Raw genomic sequence first — 21,170 nt, forward strand, 5'->3', positions numbered from 1 at the left:
CTTTATATTTAAATTAAGAAAATAGACACCTTATGCCTTTTCTATCCATAATAGTAGAGGGAATTATGGATTACAAGCATATCTCCTATCAGGCTTCAACAAAAACTGACCCCTGTTGTCATCTAATGACATCAGGGGTCAGTCCTTTATTGCTTAATGTATAGATTTCCAAAGTCGCAAGAGTACAACCGCAGCTTCGGCTCTTGTTGTTCGTCCCTCCGGAACAAATCGATTACCCGCTTGCCCTTTCAGAAGTCCGTGCTCCTGAGCAGCTTCGACATATGCCTTGGCCCATGTTGGAATGCTTGTATTATCAGAGAAATAAGAGCTAGCCGTACGATCAGCATTCCACTTCATGGCCTTGGAGACCATCGTAGCCATCTCTGCACGGCTTACCGTTTGCTTCGGCCGTAATGTTCCATCGGGATATCCTTGCAGAATTCCCTCGGCTACGGCTGTCTGGATCGTCAGGTGTGCCCATGCCGGGATGCTCTCTGCATCGCTGAAAGACACCTCACTTGATTCGTTACGTATCGGGATCTGAATTGTCCGCATCAGCATAACGGCGAACTCCGTTCTTGTTACGTTGCCTCTTGGTACAAAGGTGTAGGCATCTATCCCCTCCACAATACCCAATTCTGCTGCCTCGCATATATCTGATGTTGCCCAGTGATTCTCGATATCCGTGAACCGACATACCGGAGCTGAAGGAACATGATGTTCATCATGGGTCATACGGTTAATGGTGACGGTATACGTCTTGATCGTTCCATCCTCAGCTTGAACCGTAAGGGTTAATACATTAGCACCCATCACCAAAGGAACAGTCGTCATCTCACTTATCCGTTCTCCCAACAGCTTCACAACCGCCTTGGGATGGGCTGAAGCTACTTCCAGTTCAACCTGCGCAGCGTCTGTTTCTACTGTATACGTCGTAGTCCCCGACGTGAACTTAGGAGATAATTCCAATGTCTTTCCGGAATTATAAACATTTATTTTAGCTAAAGCTGCCTGGTTAGATCGGGATGGGGTTACCGAAGGCCCAACAGGTGAACTACCGCCTTGATCTATTGGATTCGGTGCTGGTACCGGCATTGTGTTATCCAGTAGAAAAGGATTGGAAATCGCATCCGTAACATTCCCTACGTTGTCTGTTGCGCGAATGTGTAAGTACCAGTTGCCATTTCCGCTAGTCTGACTCAAGTTATCACTGTTGCTGAAGGGCAACCAGCCACCTGTCGGAACGACGGTACTTTGCGTCCACACATATTGCAGTGAATGATCATCTATTCCGCTTTGTAGGTCGCTGACCGTTACGATACTCGCTGCAGTTTTCGCTGCCACTACACCACCATTCGTACCAAACTGCACTTCCGGAGGCGTTGAATCGATCGCCAGCGTAATGGTATACGTTTTACCGGGTAACAAGTAGGGCTCCACGCGAACAGGAATAACCGTATCCGTGGTTGCTCCCGCAAAGTTTATCATCTTCGTGCTACCTGACGGCAGCAGCTCACCGTTCACATACATAACTGTCTGGTCAGTGCTCTCGAGTGTCGGCGTTACATCTACACTGGACAGCGATTGACCGTCGTAATAATACGTGTAGTCCATGACTGAAGGATCAAAGGATTCTGTGAAATCCCCTTCCTGTAGCTTAAGATCGCTCAGATTGGCATTCCCAGGTACATTCATTTGTCCATCCTGATTATATCCCCAGGTAATTACGGTACCATCTGACTTTAAGGCAAGCGAATGAAAATGACCTGCAGCGACCGCTACTACTCCTTCTAAGTCGGCTGGTACATTGGTTTGACCACCATTATTGTATCCCCAGGCAACCACTGTGCCATCTGACTTTAGCGCTAATGAATGATATTCTCCTGCAACAATCGCCACTACTCCGTCTAAGCCCGATGGCACATTGGTTTGACCGTCCTGATTAGATCCCCAGGCAACCACTGTACCATCTGACTTTAGCGCTAGTGAATGAGTTTCTCCTGCAGCGATCGCCACTACTCCGCTTAAGCCTACGGGCACATTGATTGCACCACTATTATTGCCTCCCAAGGCGACCACCGTGCCATCTGACTTCAGTGCAAGCGAATGGATGTTTCTAGCAGCAATCGCCACTACTCCGTCTACAACCACTGGTTCATTGGTTTGACCGTTGGAATTGTTACCCCAGCCGACAACCGTGTTGTCTGACCTCAGTGCAAGCGAATGGTTGCTTCCTGTAGCGATAGCCACCACATCATTCAAGCCCGCTGGCACGTTTAGTTGACCAACGCTATTGTTACCCCAGCCGACAACAGTACCGTCCGATTTCAATGCAAGTGTATGGAAATATCCAACATCGATTGCAACAACTTCACTTAAACCTAAGGGAACGTTTAGTTGACCAAAGTCGTTTCTCCCCCAGCCGACCACCGTGCCATCTGACCTTATCGCCATTGAAGCAAGACCTCCTGCGTCTATTTTATCCGCTTTAACAGGTGAAGAAGGATCTGCAGCATAAACTGATCGCACCTCGAATGGAACGATTATGCTGAACAACAATACGAAGCTTATAACAAGATAAACCGTCTTTCTCCAATTAAACGATAACAATATGTATTCTCTCCTTCATCCCTTTGATTCAGGCAACGCCAGAGCATACTTTTTGATCAGATCCGAGAGTCATCACCTTCTATGGATATTAACAGAGCGCTATGAAAGAATAATGAAAGAAAGTAGGATGATGGAACCAACTCGCTATATTTGTGATAAGGTTCAGCTTTAATTTTACATACTGCAAGGTGTGCTGATAGACTCACCACTTAACAAAAAGAGGTCAACCAGTAAAAATGGCTGACCTCTATACATAAATATCGTATGGACTATTCCGCTCTCTATATTTCGGGGAAATAAAATATCTCTAGAGAGTCTATTACTTTGCCGTCTGAGCCTTCTTCAATTTATCAGCAACGGCTTGAGTGTTGGATTGAATAGCTGCAGTTGCTTTGTCTAATGTTTTCTTCCCGTTTACTACCTGTGTCAATTCTTTCAATACAATTGATCGAAATCTCAATTCAAAATTTGGTGACTTGTTCATAAGAACATAACTTGTTATCGATGAATCCAGATTAGGTTTTAATTTATAGAATGCATCCAACTTGTACCCTGAGTACTCCTTAATCATGCGAGATAGAGGAGCACCGATACTATTGTTCGAGTTCTTGGGTTTATAGTATTCATTAGCGTAGTCATCTCCATTGAAATATTTGATGAAATCCCAAGCTGCATCAACATGAGATGCGTCTGCTGGAATCGCAAATATCTCATTAACATACACGTTCCCTGTTGACTTTCCGTCCTTAGCGGCAGGGCCGGCAGCAATACCAAGCGTGAAAGGTTTATAATTCTTCATACCTTTTTTGGCTGCTTGCAGGGACTGTAACTGACTAATAGAGGCTACTTTCATAGCTGATCGTCCCATAATGAACGAACTGCTTTCCAAGTAACTTTTGCCAGACAGACTAATCATTTCGTCAAGTACCCCGAACTTCGTTGCCTTGCTCGACAGACGATAGGCATTTTTCCACGCAGCTGTATTTGCAGTAGCCTTTAGGGTATTTGGATCCAAGTACGTTAATCCTTCTGTTCTGGCGATATCCATTACCAAATTGCTTGATCCAAAGGAGCTTAGGCCCCAGATTCGGGAGTTCTTATCTCCCTTAGTGGGGAATTTCTTAGCAAGATTCAATATCTCTTCCCATGTCATCCCATCCGTTGGAGTTTTAACATTGTACTTTTTAAATAAATCAGCATTATACAGAAGAGCGTAGGAATCCGCTTTTGGGCTTAATCCATAAAGTTTGCCACCACCTTGTTTCTTCAATTCATCAAGCAAGCCGGGGTATAACGTTGTCGTGTCATACGTATCTCGCTTAATTAAAGGTTCTAAATCGACCAACTTTTTATCTTTAGACATTTGTTGGTATTGGTAAGGGGGGAGCATCACAAGATCGGGTGAATACTTATTGATAGCCCCGCTGTAATCCTTAATCGCTTCCATACCTCCAGGTGTAACTACTTCGATATTTACATTCGGGTACTTCTGACTAAACAGATCTCCATATGTCATTTTGAAATCATTTTCATTCCAGTACAATACTTTTAAAGTACGTGTAGAATCTGCCCCGTTGTCCGAATTTGCAGAAACTTGCTTGCCTGTGCTAAAAACTGTTGAAATACCGATTAACATAACACTTAGACTAACAAGCATGGCCTTCTGTAATACCTTATGCTTCAAAAATAAAACCTCCACTCATGTATTGTTCAAACGATGATTCGCTTGTGTTGTACTCAGTATAGAAGTGAAAGCTTATCATCTAACTACCGAACTTCTTATCATTTCCTTAAATCGTCCTGACGTTATTCAATGCATAAGAAATATCGCTTATAATTATCGTGATGCTCTTCAATTTTTATTTTATCGAGAATTCTCCACCTCCAGACCAGTTCCTGTTGAAAGTCAACGTAAATCAGTTAGTTCTGTCCAATGGCCCGGATCAGCAGAATCTGCTCACTGGAGACTGGAGCTTCGAAATTCCTGTGAAGAAAAATTATGAGCAAAAAAACAACGGTCAAAGCGAGCCCTTGTAGAATTCACCAGACAGACCTAGTACGTTTCACATCAGCTTTAAAAAAACCTGAGGGACCTAGTTAGGTCCCTCAGGTTAGTTTGAGATAAATTGCTTATACTTTTAAGCTTGAGTGTATTGATAGAGCGAGATTACCACAGATCTTCCGGGATGTACTTGATCATCGTTTCGGAGCCATCTTCATTGATCTTATACGTATGGGTTCTTGTGGCTTCCTCGACATGTCCATATGACCATTTGTCCAAACGGTTGTCCGGATATGAAGGTTCTGCTCCAGTCAGAGGACCTCTATACAGCATCCCATTAATCATCTTAACGGCTTCCTCTCGGGTAATCTGACTTCCAGGTTGGAAAGAAGCATCCTTATACCCTGATACGATACCAAAACGGAAAACTTCATCGATAGACTGCTCTGCCCAGTTCCCCTCAATATCTGTAAACGAGCTAATTCTCAAGATAGGGTCCATCTTCAGCTCTTTGGCAACGCCGAGATAACGCGCAATGGCTGTCGCCAGCTCTGCTCTTGTAATGGGCTGATCCGGTCTGAATGTATGATCCGCATAGCCTTTGAATATCCCTTTATTTGCAACAGCTTCGATATAATTGGCACCCCAGTAATCCGTAGCGACATCGCTGTACAGCTTGATTTGTCGAACCTCATCTTGCAAATGAAGTGTACGGGCAAAAATAGCTGCAATCTCTGCACGAGTGATGAGCTTTTCAGGTTTCACATTACCGTCTGGGTACCCCATAATATATCGATCATGTTTGTGCTCATAACGGTTAGAGTACAACATCACTTTAATCAAGGACGTATCGTCCTGCGTATTCACAAGCGTAAGCTTATGATCTGAGCCGATCACAGCCGTAACAGAAGCATAGTTCTCGCCCTCGGTCATTTCGTTAACCTTTAGTTTAAACGTCAGTTGGCCTCGTGTGTCTCCTGCCAGCTTCCCAACATTCCATTTTATTTCTTGGCCGGTAACGACGCCGCCGTTAGCATCAACTAAACTCATTCCGGCCGGGATCGTAGCTTTAACATACAAGCCATCAGCCTCAGTCAACGTTTTATTGGCGTAAATCACCGTGAAGGTTAGAATATCATCTTCTCTGCCCTTCATTTTGTCCACAAGGATAGCTGTGGCAAAGTCAATGGGCTTGGTCGTTATGGTCTTCGGTGGTGCAGGCTCAGTCGTTGTGACTGGTGGCGCTACAGGATCAGTCGTTACAACTGGAGATCCCCCTCCGTTGGATGACGGCAGTGGCGTCATGCTAAAGTCATACAGTACGATCTCCGTACCTACATGAATTAGTGGCTGCTTCGTATCGACAACTCTGCTGTCGAAATCCTTATATCCTGCCTTGGTCGCGGTTAAGTAGTAGTCCGTATGAGGAAATACCATGAACGCATACTGCCCAGTCGCATCACTCGTCTGCGGGTTCGCGTTATCCGCTGGCGGGAAGTTGCCCACCGGTGGCAAGTTGACCACCGTTCCGTTGCTGTAATGAAGCGTAACGATTGCACCGGATATTGGATGACCCGTCACGGAATCGGTAATTGTACCGTAGGGGTCAATGAGCACCTCACTAATGCTGATTTGTCCTTCTGAACTAATCTCAATATCAGCATGACCAACAACAACAGGTTGTGTTCCACCGCCCGGGAGCGGAATGTTATAGATGACATCGGCAGTGTAGATGCCCTTAAGTACACTGTCGATATTAAATATTCCATTAGAATCAATTTGGCCTGTATGAGTCCCATTGCCGTCATTGATCAACACCGTGTAACCGCCGCCCACAGTTCCGTTGAGTGCCAGGGAGCCACCCTGCGATGTTTCTACCAAGACAACACCAGAGACTGTTTTATTTCCCTCAAAGGATCGACCATCCACACTAGCATTTACTGGAACACTCTGATTAAACGTGACGGGTTTTTTCTGTCCACCAATCTCTACTTGCTTTGTAATGGATACATCGTATGTCACATTACCCTGCGGTATAGCTAGGGTGTATGCTCCATCGCCCGCTGTAACTGCAACAGCATGAAAATCAGTAATACCATCACCATCAAAATCTTTGCTCACTTTAATCAAAGCGCCTGCTACGGGGTGACCCGCTTGGTCTGTGACGATACCCGTAATAACACCAGGGGTGATCGTAATATGAATCGTATCACTCACGTAGAGATCTCTTGGGCTATCAGCAACCGTTGCCGTTAATGGAATAGATGTAGATTCCGTACCGCCAAGTATAGCCGCCGTGAAGGTTGTAGTTGCGATTCCGTGTGCGTCCGTCAAGACGCTTATCATATTCAAGTTCCCAGCAAAATGGCCGTATGTTGTATCCGGCACTTTAAATACGACTTGAACCCCTGCCTGAGGATGACCCTCTTTATCAGTCACCACCGCCTTAAAGACGGATGTTGACGCGCCGTTACCAAGTATGGACGATGGGTTGGCCGTCAATGTCATTTCAAACTCGACAAGCTCAAAGTCTTGGATGACAACTCCATTCGTATTAACGTTGATCGTGGATACTGAGATTTCTCGATGAGCAAAGCTGTACTCATCGCTAACCACTTCTAGAATATATTTATTGATCACGACATTCTCAAAATTGTATTTACCATTTGAACCTGTCGTGAACCGCTCCTTCTCTTTACCTGCAAGGTCACGTAAAATGACTGTCGCCCCGGATACCGGATCTCCGGTTTTCTTATCCGTCACCGTTCCAACAATGCTCGGGTTGGTAATTGTGATCGTCACCGTAGCAATGTTGGACTGACCTGTTCCGTCAGAAGCTTGATATGTGAACGTCACACTTCCTGATGCTTCCTCTTTTGCCTCAAACGTGAATGAGCCATCCGAGCTGGCCGTCAGCGTACCCTTGCTTGCTTCGCTAACTGAACTAATATTCACTGCTGTGAGCGTATCATTCCCTACGCTAGTGTCGTTGAGTAAAATTCCTTTTTCTGCCGGGACGGTAAGTTTACCCCCTCTTGCAACCTGATAGCTGTCATTCTCGGCAACTGGCACCGCTCTGAATTTTGCATAATAGTCTCCGGCTGTCTGAACAGTAAAGGTGTATGACGCATCCGTGCTTACTGGAATACCTGTGCCTTCTTCGTTCTCATACCATCCCACGAATGAATAGCCCAGACTTGGGTTAGACGCAATTGTTGCCGATTCGCCAAGCCCATAAGCATCGTCACCATTAGTCGTGCCCCCGACATTTCCAATGACATGTGTATTGATTGGCAACGTAATTGTGATCGTCACCGTAGCTACACTCGAATAAACGGTTCCGTCAAAGGCTTGATAGGTAAACGTAACATTACCGGAAGCATTCTCCTCCGCAATGAACGTGAACGATCCGTCAGGGCTCACATTCAGCGTGCCCATGCTTGGATCACTGATTGAGCTGACATTCATCGCCGTAAGCGGATGATTCTCATCATCGGTATCGTTCGTGAGTATACCTGCCTCAACTGGAACAGTGAGTGTATCTCCACTCTTAATGCGATAGGTGTCATTCTCCGCAATAGGCTCATGCGTAGAAACTGGTAGAGTAATCGCAATCGTCACCGTAGCTACGTTTGACTGGGCGATGCCATTGTCTGCTTGGTAGGTAAACGTCACGTCACCGGATGCTTCCTCATCTGCCACGAATGTGAATGATCCGTCAGGACTTACATTCAGAGTGCCCTTGCTCGGGTCACTGACAGAGCTGATAGCCCCCGCCGTAAGTGGACGTCCCTCCGCATCCGTATCGTTCATCAAGATGCCCTCTAGTGCCGAAACGGTGAGCGTATCTCCTCTTAAGACACTATACGTGTCATTCTCCGCGACTGGCAGCATAACATATTTAGCATAATAGCCTACATCCGTCTGAACGGTAAACGTATATGCTGCACTTGTACTTACTGGAGTACCAGTGCCTGCTTGGTTGTCGTACCATCCCACGAATGCATATCCTTGATCTGCGCTTGCCTTAATTGTTGCTGAGTCACCAATACTGTAGGTGTTATCCCCTTCAGTCGTGCCTCCAATGGCTTCGATGACATGCGTGGTGACTACAGCTGTTGTCACATCCGTTACATTGGTAGTTACTGTATTAGAGCCAAGATTAATACCCGAAATTACAGCATTGTCGCTGATCACAGTTTGCGGTGTACCTGGTGCCGTTTTCGTGAAGCTCAGCACCTTACTGCTATTCGCGGGTACATCAATTCCCGTTTGTGTTTGGCCCTCACTGGTGACACTAAGACCTGTTTTTGTTGTATTCGTATAGTTATAAATTGTAACTGTGTAGTTTATAGATCCGTTGGTCTGAATCGTTGCAGGACCTGTCTTGTCAATCCCCATCTTCAGATCAAGCTTACCGTTGTTTCCAAGTTTCATCGTCGCTCTTCCATTATTCAGTGACTCCTCGGTTACATAGGTTGCACCAATTCCATCTGATTTGGAGATCGTCTGCTTACTCGTTAAAGCAAGATAGTAAGGGCTGTCCGTAGGCGGGAAGAAATAAGCCGCTGTTTTGGCCCCATCCATGGCATTACCTGAATTCAGGTAGCGAGATATGTTTCCTACATTATTGGGAGATACCCGAAAAGTAGGTTTTACTTTATAGTTGAGTGCAAATGAACCGTCTGTTGGTGCACTATATTCTCCCGACTTTGGGCTTGTCCGGTTCTTGAAGCGATAAATATGCCGTTGCATATCTTCTGCGTCGATATACCAAGTGAGACTGGTAACACCTGCGACTGTCTTAATGACGGCTTTACTTCCGTATCCAGCGAATTGATACGCTGTACCGCCATTTATCGTTGTAGTTGCATCCACCGTTGCGACAGCGTCAACGATTTTCAACGTGGACAGATCAACATTAAAGTCCTCGCTGATTTCGTCTGCAACAACAATTGCACTTGCTATATCGGCTGTCTCTGAGCCAAGATCGGTAGTCTCCGGTATATTGAGAAGCGGAAGTATGGTCGTAGTAGCTTCTACATCGTTGGCCAACCCAGCAAAAGCTGAACTCACAATGTCATAGGTTGGAGCGAATGTGTAATAATTACTGTACACAAAAGAGTCTGCGTAGTTAAAACCATTTGGCCCCTGAGCAGCATACGTTTTCAACTTGTCATAGGTATTCTTTGCCGTACCATAGTTATAACTACTGTCTTCCTTATGATCGTTGACTCTTTTCGGGTCAAGACCTGCCCATGCGTAGACTGGCTGGTTACCATTATACGGTCCGTTAATTGCCGTTGTGGAACCCAGTCCCACTGTATACACTTTGGCTTTAGTGGATTCTCCTCCATTGTATGCAGTGTACTGATTATCTAAAAGACCCTTCATATATGCGCCCGTGAGTATAGTCAGCGCAGCAATTTCCGGATCACCTGTATTGGCCAGACTGGTACCGGCAGTAGCTGGTACGTATTTGGTACCATCAGTGCCACTCTGATTGTAGTTTGCAATCGTTGTAGCTTCGGTTACCGCATTCTGAAAATCAGTTTCAAACGATTTGCCTTTGGGCGAAGTATACCATGCCTTCTTGGCATGAATTGCCGCCCCATCTGATAGAAGGAACAAGTAAGGCTGGCGCTTAGGTCCCGTGCCCTTAGTTCCCACACTGCTCATCGTCTTGGAGACACCATACATGATACCGTCCTGCGTTGGCGTACCTGCCCCTAGCGAGACTGCCGACTTCGTTCCAACGGCCGTACCATCCTTGACTAGATTGCTGTTCAATGTGATGTTTTGGTTCGATGTTGCATATTTCAAATAATCTTCCGTTCCATGTCCTGAACTAAATACGTAGTGTCCTAGTTCCATAAAAGTGCCAAGGTGGTTGGAGCTAGCCGATCCTCCAAACCAATAAACCGCAACGCGGTTATTGGGATTCGCATTCATGACTGTGCGGATTGCATCATTGGCTGCCTTGGCCATCGCTTCGACACGATAGTACACACCAGGTCCACCTGCTGTTTCTGCTATTTCTCTCCCATTTAGATTTCCCATAGACGAACTCATGTCCAAAATAAAGGTTACGTCCGCCGCAGGACCGTCAGCATTGCCGCTCCCTCCGACACCTGGGTTGGTCAAATTTGCAGTCATATATTCTTGTGCTAACGCTGACAATTTGACATTAAAACTGCCATCACCCTCTGCCGTAACGCTCTTGTCAGTCCAAATACGTCCGTCTGATGCCGCTGTACCAAAGCCGCTAGGTGGCGCATCCGTCACCGGGTCGGCAGTTAACTTGACTTGGTACTGGTCGTAGTTCGTCTCCGCCATAGTCGGAGCGATTGCCGCATTGGCCACTGAGCCGTCTAAAGGAGTAAGACCACTAAGCCCAAATATTAGACAGACCGTAAGCGCAATTGAAATAAATTTTCTAAAGCCATTGTTGTTCATATCTAGTCCTCCGTACAAAATTGAAATGTAAATATCCCTAATACAGCAAACTTCTTGTGTTTATTCGTCTATAACCTAACCTGTTCAAAAAGAACTATAGCAACATTTATTACCTTCTTCCCGTCTCCAGATTTGTTGCGAATTTTAGTATAATCATTAACTCTAAACAAAAACTGAACAAGAACGTAATAGACTGATACTCAGTTCGATCACAGTGAATTCGATACATTAAATTAATCGCATTATGTATAGTTCCTAGATAAAATTGGGCAGAACAATTTAAAGAGAAACTTGATGCAGGGCAAGTAAAAGAAATCAGTATCGGCATGATTAATCCCACCATATTAAGCGAGGAAGAAAAAAATACGGTTATCCAAATGATACAAGATGCAGAACTTAGACCTTTTGATGCAGGTGATGTTGTTGGATCGAACAATGCTGGAAAAATTACATTTACAGACGAAACGAGCCTAGACATCGTTATTTTCGGACCTTCTGGAGGAATCGAATTGGATCCGAAGGCTACCGACAAGGAGTATGAGATCATGAGTGAAGAGTTAAAAAATTGGTTTCACACCAATTATAGTGATCAGTAGTGTAAGAAAAATTTTGCAATTGCCCTCCAAGCAAAAAGGGTCTGGAAGCTTACTTCCAGACCCTTTTTCCATATTAAGGCTTCCAGTTCTTATTTCGTTTGTTAACTTCAATTGCAATGAACTCTGGCAAATAATTAGGAGTACAACCCTTTGATACCATTTCATCTTTATAAAGACCTGTATTCTCACCAAGTTTAATACAACGTGCACGGTACTTTTGATCATAAATGCCTATCCAACCTGCAATGAAATTCATAGCCCACTGGACTGTCGGCTCTTCCTGCGTAATATTAGCTTCAATTGCAGATAGTAAGTCCTCGGTGTTATCAGGAGGCGTTTGTCCGGTCCATCTCAATCGCGCTTGATAATACCAAAAAGCTCGCCTTTGAAGAGCAGAAGGGCTTTTTTCCCATGACTCCATCAATGCAATGGTCTTCTTGTCTTTGGTAAGCTGATTAGCCATTAACCAATCCATTAAGTTATTTCGCTCATCAAAAGTGTGAGTCTGCATATCCTTATCAAACTTATTAAGCACTTCTTGTGAGAGAAGTTTTTTATCCATAATTAAAATAGCTAATAGTCTGGGCAAAAACGCTTCGGTCGACCAAAGTTCCATAGCTAGTTCGTGATCTTTTTTAATATCCTTTGCGATTTTTCGTAATTCGCCTAGCTTAGTTTTACTATTGATCTGCTGTAGAATGTCCCCTGCTTTTGAAGAGTATTTCATTTCTATACTTTTATCCTTATTCATTTGATACCACAGCTCCTTTATGGCGAAAGTCTTTGAAGAGCGAAAGGGCTATTTCCCATGACTCCATCAACCGCAGTAAGATACGCTTATTTTCATATATTGACAAATAAATGTGTTAGACTACTAAAAGAAGAATTGCCAATCTATACTAAAGAATGCTACACAACTGGATACAGGCAGTTCTTACGATAAACGTGTTAGAAAGGAAACCCCATGAATAGTTCCTTGAAGCAACGAATGAAATCATTATTAGCACCCGTGTTTCCCGGTGGAATCATAACCATTCTGATATTTTCCCTTGATTACTTCCAAATCGAACTTGTTGAAAAATTTCTGCTTTTTGCGGCTTTTGTCATTGTACCTCTTGTGATTTTACTTTTGAACCATGACGAAAAGAATAAACATCAACGAATGATTTATGCCGCTATGAAATGGCTTCAATTTCCCGCTGCGCTTCTTACCCTGGCCTCGGTAATGAGTAGTAAGATGTGGGGGTTAGAAAGTACGGAAATCCCAGGGATTCTGTCTCTTGGATGGCTACTGTTCACACTGCTGCTTGGCATCTATGGCTTAACCACTATTGTAATCTCTAAAGGAAAAGCAGCTGAAATAGCGATTGGTGCGGGGCTCGTTTATTTTTTTATCGGGGGCATTTGGTTTACCTTATATCAATATCAATTGAACCTGTTCCAAGCTAATCCTTCAACGCACGCGTTAAGCTCGCTCCACTTCCATTTCTCATCTGCGATCGTTCCGATTTTTATTGGTGCACTGGGACGCATCATGACGAAGAAAAGCTGGTATCCTTGGATCGTTGCCATCGATATCATCGGACCAATCTTGATTGCTATTGGTATGATTTTCTCCAAGCCAATTGAATACGTCGGTGTCACTTTGTTCGCCTGTAATATTGTGGTTTACACCGCTTATCTCCTTTCTTACTTGAGGAAGAACTCTTTGGATAATAAGGCAACCATCTTTTTAGGCCTATCTTGTCTAGCCTTTTACGCGGTTGTTGTCCTTTCTATTTTCTATCCGTTACTGAAAAATATGTACTCCTTAACCATACTCGATTTTATTCCCATTTATGGATCTCTACATGCGTTTGGTTTTGTCTTATGTGGACTAATTGGTTGGGTGTATATGGTGGACTTCATTAAGGAAAAGGCTAACCAATCGGCTTCATAGGAGTAGTTTAGTCAGGTTCGTGCTATAATAGTGATCACATAAATAACATTCATCATTCTGCCGAGATGGCGATGATTAAGGAGATTGAATTTTGACGAACAACCATGATATTGGAGCAGTTAACGAACTACCGGAGAACTTTGAAGAGCTCAAACGAGCGGCTAACCGGACGTCGAGCTGGAGAGAAAGACTGAATGCGGTGAACGAATTGGGGAACTGGAATACAGCCCCTACCATTAAGTTGCTTCAGCATGTTTTGAAAAATGATCAAGTGTTTCAAGTGCGCGAAGCCGCATATCAAAAGCTCAAGCAGTTGGATGAAGATGTACAAATGCCTGCCAAAAACAAAGGTGAGCTGTTTAAAGGTACTAACAAAATTTTGCTGCGGATTAAAAAAAGCCTTCCTGAAGGTCACACATTCGAGCAATTCAAGGAAAAACTGCAAAAGACACGTCTGGATATTTATGATACTTACGAGGGCGACAAAGATGCTGATTTCGATTCCTGGCTCCATGGAATTTGGGAGACACTAGGTAGAAGATAACCGCCGTTCACCGTATAATAGCTGAGTATCAAGCCACTCCATCAATGGAGTGGCTTCTTTATTTCTTCAGCGTCACCTCCATCAGATGTGGGGGTATTTTCTCTCTAAAAAAGTCACCACTGTCAAACTGATCTGACAAAAAAACGCCCTGTCTACTGATTCTTAAAAATCAGTAAACAAAGCGCAAAGTTAGAGCCTTTTTGAACAACCTCTATACCATTTACTCTGGTATATAAGGAAGATCCAGTGTCTTCGGAACGTTGATGACATGTTTTTCTGTATACGTGCGGATGCCTTCGGCGCCGTATTCACGGCCAATACCAGATTGCTTAACCCCACCGAAAGGGAACCGAACATCGAGCCCCTGCACAGCAGCTGTATTGATCATAGTCGTTCCAGCTTCGAGTTGACGTGCAACGGAGATGGCATCCTCTTCTTTCCCCCACACAGAACTCGTCAATCCATATACACTTTCATTGTGTAGATGAATAACCTGCTCTTCATCGTCAAATGGAAGAATCGGAACCGTAGGACCAAACTGTTCCTCCACTACAATCGGATCATGAACATCGCAACCCAAGACAAGCGTAGGTTGTAGGTAGTAACCTTGTTCAAACAGCTTCTGATCAAGAATTTGACCGAGAGGGATGACCTTAGCCCCACGCTTTTGCGCATCTTCAACCAAACCAAGCACATAATTTTTCTGCTTCAGGTTATTAACCGGACCTACTGTCGTATTTGAATCAAATGGGTCACCAATTCGAATCCAGCGATTAGCCGCCTCTATATATTTTTCCACAAACTCATCATATATAGAACGGTGCACATACACACGTTTGGCGATCATACAGATCTGGCCTGCTGTCAAGAAATTAGAAATGACAATCCGGCGCATTGCTCGCTCATCATGAACATCAAAACTTTCCAAGAAGATAGCCGCATCATTACCACCAAGCTCAAGCGTCATATCCTTAATCGTTTCCGAAGCCGCTTTAATAATATGCTTAGCTGTTGCGGTTCCACCTGTAAAGGCGATTTTAGTAACGAGAGGGTTACTGGTCAGTTCAACGCCCACATCCGCATCACCATGAACGACATTGATTACCCCAGCCGGGAACTCACTCGCAATAATCTCTGCCACTTTCGCTGCCGCCAGTGGCGCATATGGACTTGGTTTAAGCACAATGGTGTTACCCGCAAGTAAGGCAGGAGCGATCTTAATCGTAGATAACGCAATGGGATAGTTCCATGGACTAATCGCAGCCACCACACCAATTGGATCATAGGAAAGAATCGTTTTACCATTCTCATGCTCTTTGATTTCTTCCTGTAGAGCCGATTTAGCTTCATTACAAGCAAACTCCATCCACATTAACGAAACATAAATTTCACCGTGTGCATCATACAGGGGCTTGCCATGCTCTCTAGACAGCAAATGTACAATTTCATTCTCAGCTGCTCTAATCTTCTCGATCGCCTTGCGCATCATCGTAATGCGTTCATCAATGGGGGTCTGCTTCCATGTTTTAAAAGCCCCTGCCGCCGCTTCAATCGCTTCAACCGCTTGTTCTTTCGTAGTGACAGGGAAATAACCTACCATCTCAGTTGGGTTTGTCGGATTCTCTTTTGCTACCTGCGAAAGGGATTTTACATTCTGACCATTTATGAACGCTTCAACTATAATTGTCTCTTGGTCTGCTTGGATCGTCATTTTGAATCCCCTCCGTTATTTAGATGGATTAATTCCAAACTTCTTCTGCAATTTCCTTCACATAACGAAGTTTACGCCATTGTTGTTCTTCCGTTAAAATATTGCCTTCTTCTGTAGACGAAAAGCCACATTGTGGACTCAAACATAGTTGCTCAAGTGGTACATAGGTTGCCGCCTCTGCAATCCGAGCTTTAATGTGTTCTTTATCCTCTAACTCGCCTGTTTTCGATGTGAGTAAACCAAGCACGATTTTCAGATCTTTTCGATTCACATATTGTAATGGCTCAAAACCACCTGAGCGCTCATCATCAAATTCTAAAAATAATCCATCTACGTTTAAGCCTCCAAAGATAACTTCAGAAGCGTAATCATAACCACCCGTTGAGAAATAATTCGATTTATAGTTACCACGACAAATATGCATCGTCACCACTAAATCTGCTGGTTTATGAGACAATGTTTCGTTAATCATACGTTGCATCGTTTTCAACTCTTCCGCCGGTTCCAGACCTTTAGCACGTAACTTATCGTGACCAGCGTCTGAGAATAGGTCTGCCCAAGCTGTATCATCTAATTGCAGGTATCGACATCCTGCATCATAGAAGGCTTGAATTGCTTTTTGATACGCCGCAATCGTATCCTGGAGGAATTGCTCTCGGTCTGTATAGATATTAGCGTCATTCTCCAATCGATATAGAAGCATGTTGGGACTTGGAATCGTCTGTTTCGCTACTGCGTCACCTGCATGTTTTTTCAAAAACTCAAAATCCTGAACAAAGGGATGACTCGAAAAATCAACTTTACCAACAACACGAATCCCACCCTTGCGCGTTTGCATATTATGGAATTTCGGTCCGTCTATTTGCTCATACAACTCTACGCCATCCAAGCCACCCAGAAAATCAAAATGCCACCAGCTTCTGCGGAATTCACCATCCGTAACTGCCAATACGCCATTTTCTTTTTGCTTATCAATAATTCGAATAATCTCTTTATCTTCCACAGCTCTTAATTCCTCATATGTGATGTTGCCTGATTTATATTGTTCACGTGCCTGACTTAAATCTGCAGGACGTAGAAAGCTACCTACATGATCATTACGAAATGGTATCATAACTATGTCTCCTTCTAACTTTTTAGTCTAATGAGTATAGCATGATGAAAAGGAATGCTTGTTATATGAAAAAAGCATGGCTAGTCATAGCTTTTAACAATAGCTAAAGTCTCAAAAAGCAAAAAAACCACAACCTCATAGGGTACTAGATGTGGTTTACCTCATATCAATATCAATTTAGCCTGACACCCGCCTTCCTATCTCTCCCATTACATTTATTTTCTAGTATAATAACGGGATACAACAAACATTTTAAAATAGAAGGAGAGTTGTTATGGAATATCATGTATCCATACATGGGAATGATCAAGGAAAAGGAACAGCGGATCAACCCCTTCGTACCATATCACGCGCTGCGGCTCATGCCATGGCTGGTGATACAGTTATTGTTCATGCGGGAGTATACAGGGAATGGGTTAACCCGGCCAATGGAGGAACAGCGGAGCATAGAATCGTATATCGATCCGCAGGAGACGGGGAAGTCGTGATTACAGGAGCTGAGCGGATTACCAACTGGAAGTCTGAAGGAGACCATGTCTGGAGCACAGAAGTGCTCAATTCCCTCTTTTCCGTTCGCAATCCCTATGAGGTAGAGCTCAGTGGAGACTGGTTGTTTGACGGGCCCTTCACAATTCATCTCGGCGATGTCTATTTGGATGGCAAATCATTGTATGAATGCGATAGTATTGAAAGCGTTCACAATCCTGAAGTTTGGTCCGAAGCCAAGTATCCCAAGGATTCATTGTTAAAATGGTATGCCGAGGTTGGTTCTACAACAACAAAAATCTGGGCCACCTTTGGTGGAAAAGATCCTCGTACGGAAAATGTAGAAATTAATGTACGTCCTTATTGCTTCTGGCCTGTGAAACCGGGAATTAACTACATCACCGTAAGCGGTTTCACTCTGCGTCAAGCCTCCCCCCAATGGGCACCGCCTACAGACTACCAGGAAGGTTTGATTGGACCTCACTGGAGCAAGGGCTGGATTATTGAGAACAATATAATCAGTGAATCCAAATGCGTTGGTATTAGCCTGGGTACCGAAATCGGCACAGGGCACACCAAGTCCTTGGAGAAGCATAGTAAAGGCGGTACTCAACGCGAGCAGGAGGTTATTTTACGAGCATTACGCTCCGGGTGGCATAAGGATAATATCGGCAGTCACATTGTTCGAGGTAATGTAATTCATGATTGTGAACAGGCAGGTATTGTGGGTCATATGGGAGCAGCCTTCAGCCACATTTATCAGAACCGTATTTATAATATTCACCACAAACGACTCAGACATGGTGCCGAAGTAGCGGGAATTAAACTGCATGCTTCACTGGATACTCAAATTAGCGAAAATATAATGTATAGCTGTTACCGTGCGCTTTGGTTGGACTGGCAGGCACAGGGCACTCGCATCAGCCGTAATGTATTTTTTGACAATCTTTCGGAAGACCTTTTCGTTGAGGTTTGCCATGGTCCGTATATGGTCGATCACAATCTATTTCTCTCTCCGATGAATTTCAGAAATATGGCTCAGGGCGGGGCATTTACTCATAATTTATTTGCAGGCCGATTTGTAGTTCGTTCCGAGATTACCCGTATTACGCCATATCACTTCCCACACGAGACGGCCTTGGCGGGATACTCCAATATCACTGGGGGCGATGACAGGTACTACAACAATATCTTTATAGGTGACAATGATCCTAATAAGGAGCCTGTGCCCATCACCTTTTTTGAGCATCTTCCCCTTAAACCAAGGGATGAAGTTGGAGAGGACGGGAAGACGGTCATGGATGGTGTTCCGGACAATTCCATATGTTATCTGCATGCTGTGGGACTGGGCGGCTACGATCAACATCCTGATGTGAAAGATAAGAAATGGTGGGAATACACCAAAGAGGAGCTTATGGCGCTTGGCGATGCGGCGAAGGATTTCTTTATAGGCAATGCCGTACTTCCGGTAGCTGTGGGTGGCAATGTATTTCTTAACGATGCGGTTCCAAGCCGTCACGAATCCCAAGCGAAGATAGTTGCACAGAAGGGCGTAAACGTTGAGACGAATCTTGCACTAGGCAAAGTGCACATTCAGATTCATGGTCCCGAATTGCTTCGGGGAACCTCTTCAATGTTAGTTACCACGGATCTGCTTGGAAAGACTTATCACGCCAACATGAAGTTTGAGGAGCCGGACAGTAGTCCATATCATTTTGACTCCGACTTTTTCGGAACAAAGAGACCCGATGCAGATGTCACAGCTGGTCCGTTTGAGTTAAGCGGAGATGGTACTCTTGATTTTAAAATTTAAGTTTATGATTGAGGGTCCAGTCATCTTAGGTGATTGGATCTTTTTTTCGTTTAAAGCCTCTACTCCGATTAGCGGAGTAGAGGCTTTAATTGGTGAACGATGCTCTGTTTCCTTTCGGGTGATCTCTATTTTTATCAAAAGCATTCCGCTGTTACTTGTGGTACGGTTCACCGCGCTGTCTGTAACGGCAAGTTTAGTGAATCCTACTTATGATACCTACAAAATAAACTGTTAATCAAATAATAAGAAAAAGCTGCTCCTCTGTGGGAAGCAGCCTCTGACTACTGCAAGAGTTTACTAATATCCTCAGCCAGTTGTGCTAGTCTCTCTTTAAGACCTCTTACAGCTTCTGGACTCCTTTCAGCTAGATTTTGAAAGGCTGTAACCGCCCTTTCCAACTCTGTAAGTTCTTTGGGTTGGTTCATTCTATTCCCTTCCTTCTACTGTCTTCCATCCTTTGGCACGCTTCCCAAACTACTTGTAGAGCAGGATGTAGCTCCTTCTTTGGTACCCGATCATAAAGTCGAATGTACTCTTCGATTTCATCGCGTAGCCCAGCCGCTACAGCATATGCATCTGAATCTTCTGAAATGGATTTAATCATTTGATCAAAATCGCCCATTGCGTCGAAACGATTTAACCTAACAGCCGCAGCGAGTACGCTTAAAACTGCGTAACTCTTGATTTCGGGTGATGTTGCATCCTTAAAAACAAATCTCATCTTGCGGGCTACTGCATCGGCGAAAGAGTAAGGATATCCACTCACCTCTTTTTGTATCGCTAAAGTATATTTATTAATTATGGGTTCAAACTCTGAAGTCAGTTGGGATGCATAAACGGGAAGTAATGGTTCGGGAAGTTTATGAAATAAATCAATACAATCATCTTGATCGTCCACGCTGTAAATAAGCTGAAGAAGCTTGAGCGCATTATCAGGATCATATTGATTAATACTTAGTTTTTCCTCAGCCGTTATTAAAAGTTGAGCGAATACCCCTTTAGGATTCATCGCTGGATCAATTGCTCTTCTCGTATCATAAAGAGCATCTAACATTTGATTCACAGATTGGTAACGTTCATCAGGATTCTGACGTGTTGCCTTTTGAATTACGTACCAAATGCCACTCGGCACTAAAGCAGGGGTCATTACAGAGGGACGGTGTCCAGTGATGAGATGATACAATGTTTTACCAAGTTGATAGATATCGCCTCTATGGTCTAGATCTCTCGTACCACCATATGTCCTTTGCTCTGGTGGACTATAATCTAAAGTACCCATGTAGATACTCGCTCTAGTTAAAACAGTTGTATCCCTCTCATCAAGTTTCGCAAGACCTAGATCGGAGACAACAATATGTTCTCCTTCATAAACAAGAACATTTTCCGGTTTAATATCCCGATGGGTATGACCGCTAATATGAATTGCATTGATTCCTTTACAAATGCTTTCAAAAACATTTAATGCCCTGTTGTAGTCATCTTGCAATTCTGGAATAAGCCCAGTTGCTGAATCTAATGCAAGGGGCATCGTGAAATACGGTGGGGTGTGTTCTGTGTTCGAATTCAATACCTCAATAACATTCTCATGATTAATACTCTCCATAATCTGTACTTCACGTTTAAATCTACGAAGATGTTCAACATCTGTTTCGGTGCAATATTTTAAAGCGACGACCTTTCCATCTGTCAAATCTTTTGCACTAACTACTCTACCAAACCCTCCTCCACCCCTTTTATCATTCACTACTTTATATCTTTCATCAATGATTTCTCCCTCTTGAAACTGTGGGACCATAATCCACACCATCCTTCAGCCATTGAAATTTAAACTCTCAAGAATTCTATATCTTTAAAATGCTTGGATGATTAGCCCACAAGTTGAATGCTTAAACCTGAATT

Annotated in this window: 12 protein-coding genes; 4 read left to right on the forward strand and 8 right to left on the reverse strand. The window is 43.9% G+C overall.

The genetic code is table 11. The features are described from left to right. Positions 1-153: 153 nt before the first annotated feature. The 3 genes from C170_RS30110 to C170_RS16595 all read right to left on the reverse strand — a co-directional run bounded on the left by C170_RS30110 (position 154) and on the right by C170_RS16595 (position 11,068). A complete protein-coding gene (locus tag C170_RS30110) occupies positions 154-2,529 on the reverse strand; it encodes an RCC1 domain-containing protein (protein ID WP_268748586.1) in 2,376 nt (791 codons plus the stop codon). Between the two features lie 400 nt (positions 2,530-2,929). Next, positions 2,930-4,294: an ABC transporter substrate-binding protein gene (locus tag C170_RS16585; RefSeq protein WP_051447239.1), complete on the reverse strand. Its 1,365-nt coding sequence runs from the start codon at positions 4,292-4,294 to the stop codon at positions 2,930-2,932. A gap of 483 nt (positions 4,295-4,777) precedes the next feature. Beyond that, positions 4,778-11,068 (reverse strand): Ig-like domain-containing protein, encoded by a 6,291-nt coding sequence (locus C170_RS16595; protein WP_036611856.1) that lies wholly within the window; start codon positions 11,066-11,068, stop codon positions 4,778-4,780. A gap of 326 nt (positions 11,069-11,394) precedes the next feature. Between C170_RS16595 and C170_RS16600 the strand changes: the two genes are divergently transcribed. Further along, the gene (locus C170_RS16600) at positions 11,395-11,664 is read left to right on the forward strand and encodes a hypothetical protein (protein WP_036611859.1); all 270 of its coding nucleotides are present in this window, start codon (positions 11,395-11,397) and stop codon (positions 11,662-11,664) included. 73 nt (positions 11,665-11,737) lie between these two features. On the opposite strand, the gene C170_RS16605 is transcribed toward C170_RS16600, so the two are convergent. Then, positions 11,738-12,415 (reverse strand): DNA alkylation repair protein, encoded by a 678-nt coding sequence (locus C170_RS16605; protein ID WP_036611861.1) that lies wholly within the window; start codon positions 12,413-12,415, stop codon positions 11,738-11,740. Positions 12,416-12,628: 213 nt separating this feature from the next. On the opposite strand from C170_RS16605, the gene C170_RS16610 reads away from it, so the two are divergent. Both C170_RS16610 and C170_RS16615 read left to right on the forward strand, forming a co-directional pair. Then, positions 12,629-13,603, forward strand: a complete 975-nt coding sequence (locus C170_RS16610) for a YndJ family transporter (RefSeq protein WP_036611864.1) — start codon at positions 12,629-12,631, stop codon at positions 13,601-13,603. Positions 13,604-13,694: 91 nt separating this feature from the next. Next, complete coding sequence (locus C170_RS16615) at positions 13,695-14,147, forward strand: HEAT repeat domain-containing protein (RefSeq protein ID WP_036611867.1); 453 nt, start codon at positions 13,695-13,697, stop codon at positions 14,145-14,147. Between the two features lie 220 nt (positions 14,148-14,367). On the opposite strand, the gene C170_RS16620 is transcribed toward C170_RS16615, so the two are convergent. Both C170_RS16620 and C170_RS16625 read right to left on the reverse strand, forming a co-directional pair. Then, positions 14,368-15,858: an aldehyde dehydrogenase family protein gene (locus tag C170_RS16620; RefSeq protein WP_036611870.1), complete on the reverse strand. Its 1,491-nt coding sequence runs from the start codon at positions 15,856-15,858 to the stop codon at positions 14,368-14,370. A 28-nt stretch (positions 15,859-15,886) separates the two neighbouring features. Next, positions 15,887-16,972, reverse strand: coding sequence for a 5-methyltetrahydropteroyltriglutamate--homocysteine S-methyltransferase (locus tag C170_RS16625; protein WP_036611873.1), 1,086 nt, complete (start codon positions 16,970-16,972; stop codon positions 15,887-15,889). A 274-nt stretch (positions 16,973-17,246) separates the two neighbouring features. Here C170_RS16625 and C170_RS16630 point away from each other — a divergent pair, with 274 nt between their 5' ends. Continuing rightward, complete coding sequence (locus C170_RS16630; RefSeq protein ID WP_036611875.1) at positions 17,247-19,271, forward strand: right-handed parallel beta-helix repeat-containing protein; 2,025 nt, start codon at positions 17,247-17,249, stop codon at positions 19,269-19,271. A gap of 281 nt (positions 19,272-19,552) precedes the next feature. On the opposite strand, the gene C170_RS30820 is transcribed toward C170_RS16630, so the two are convergent. Then, complete coding sequence (locus tag C170_RS30820) at positions 19,553-19,696, reverse strand: hypothetical protein (RefSeq protein ID WP_155985085.1); 144 nt, start codon at positions 19,694-19,696, stop codon at positions 19,553-19,555. Beyond that, the gene (locus C170_RS16640; protein ID WP_036611881.1) at positions 19,693-21,066 is read right to left on the reverse strand and encodes a serine/threonine-protein kinase; all 1,374 of its coding nucleotides are present in this window, start codon (positions 21,064-21,066) and stop codon (positions 19,693-19,695) included. The genes C170_RS30820 and C170_RS16640 overlap by 4 nt, the downstream gene beginning before the upstream one ends. Positions 21,067-21,170 lie beyond the last annotated feature (104 nt).

The organism is Paenibacillus sp. FSL H7-689, assembly GCF_000517905.1.
Classification (GTDB): domain Bacteria; phylum Bacillota; class Bacilli; order Paenibacillales; family Paenibacillaceae; genus Paenibacillus; species Paenibacillus amylolyticus.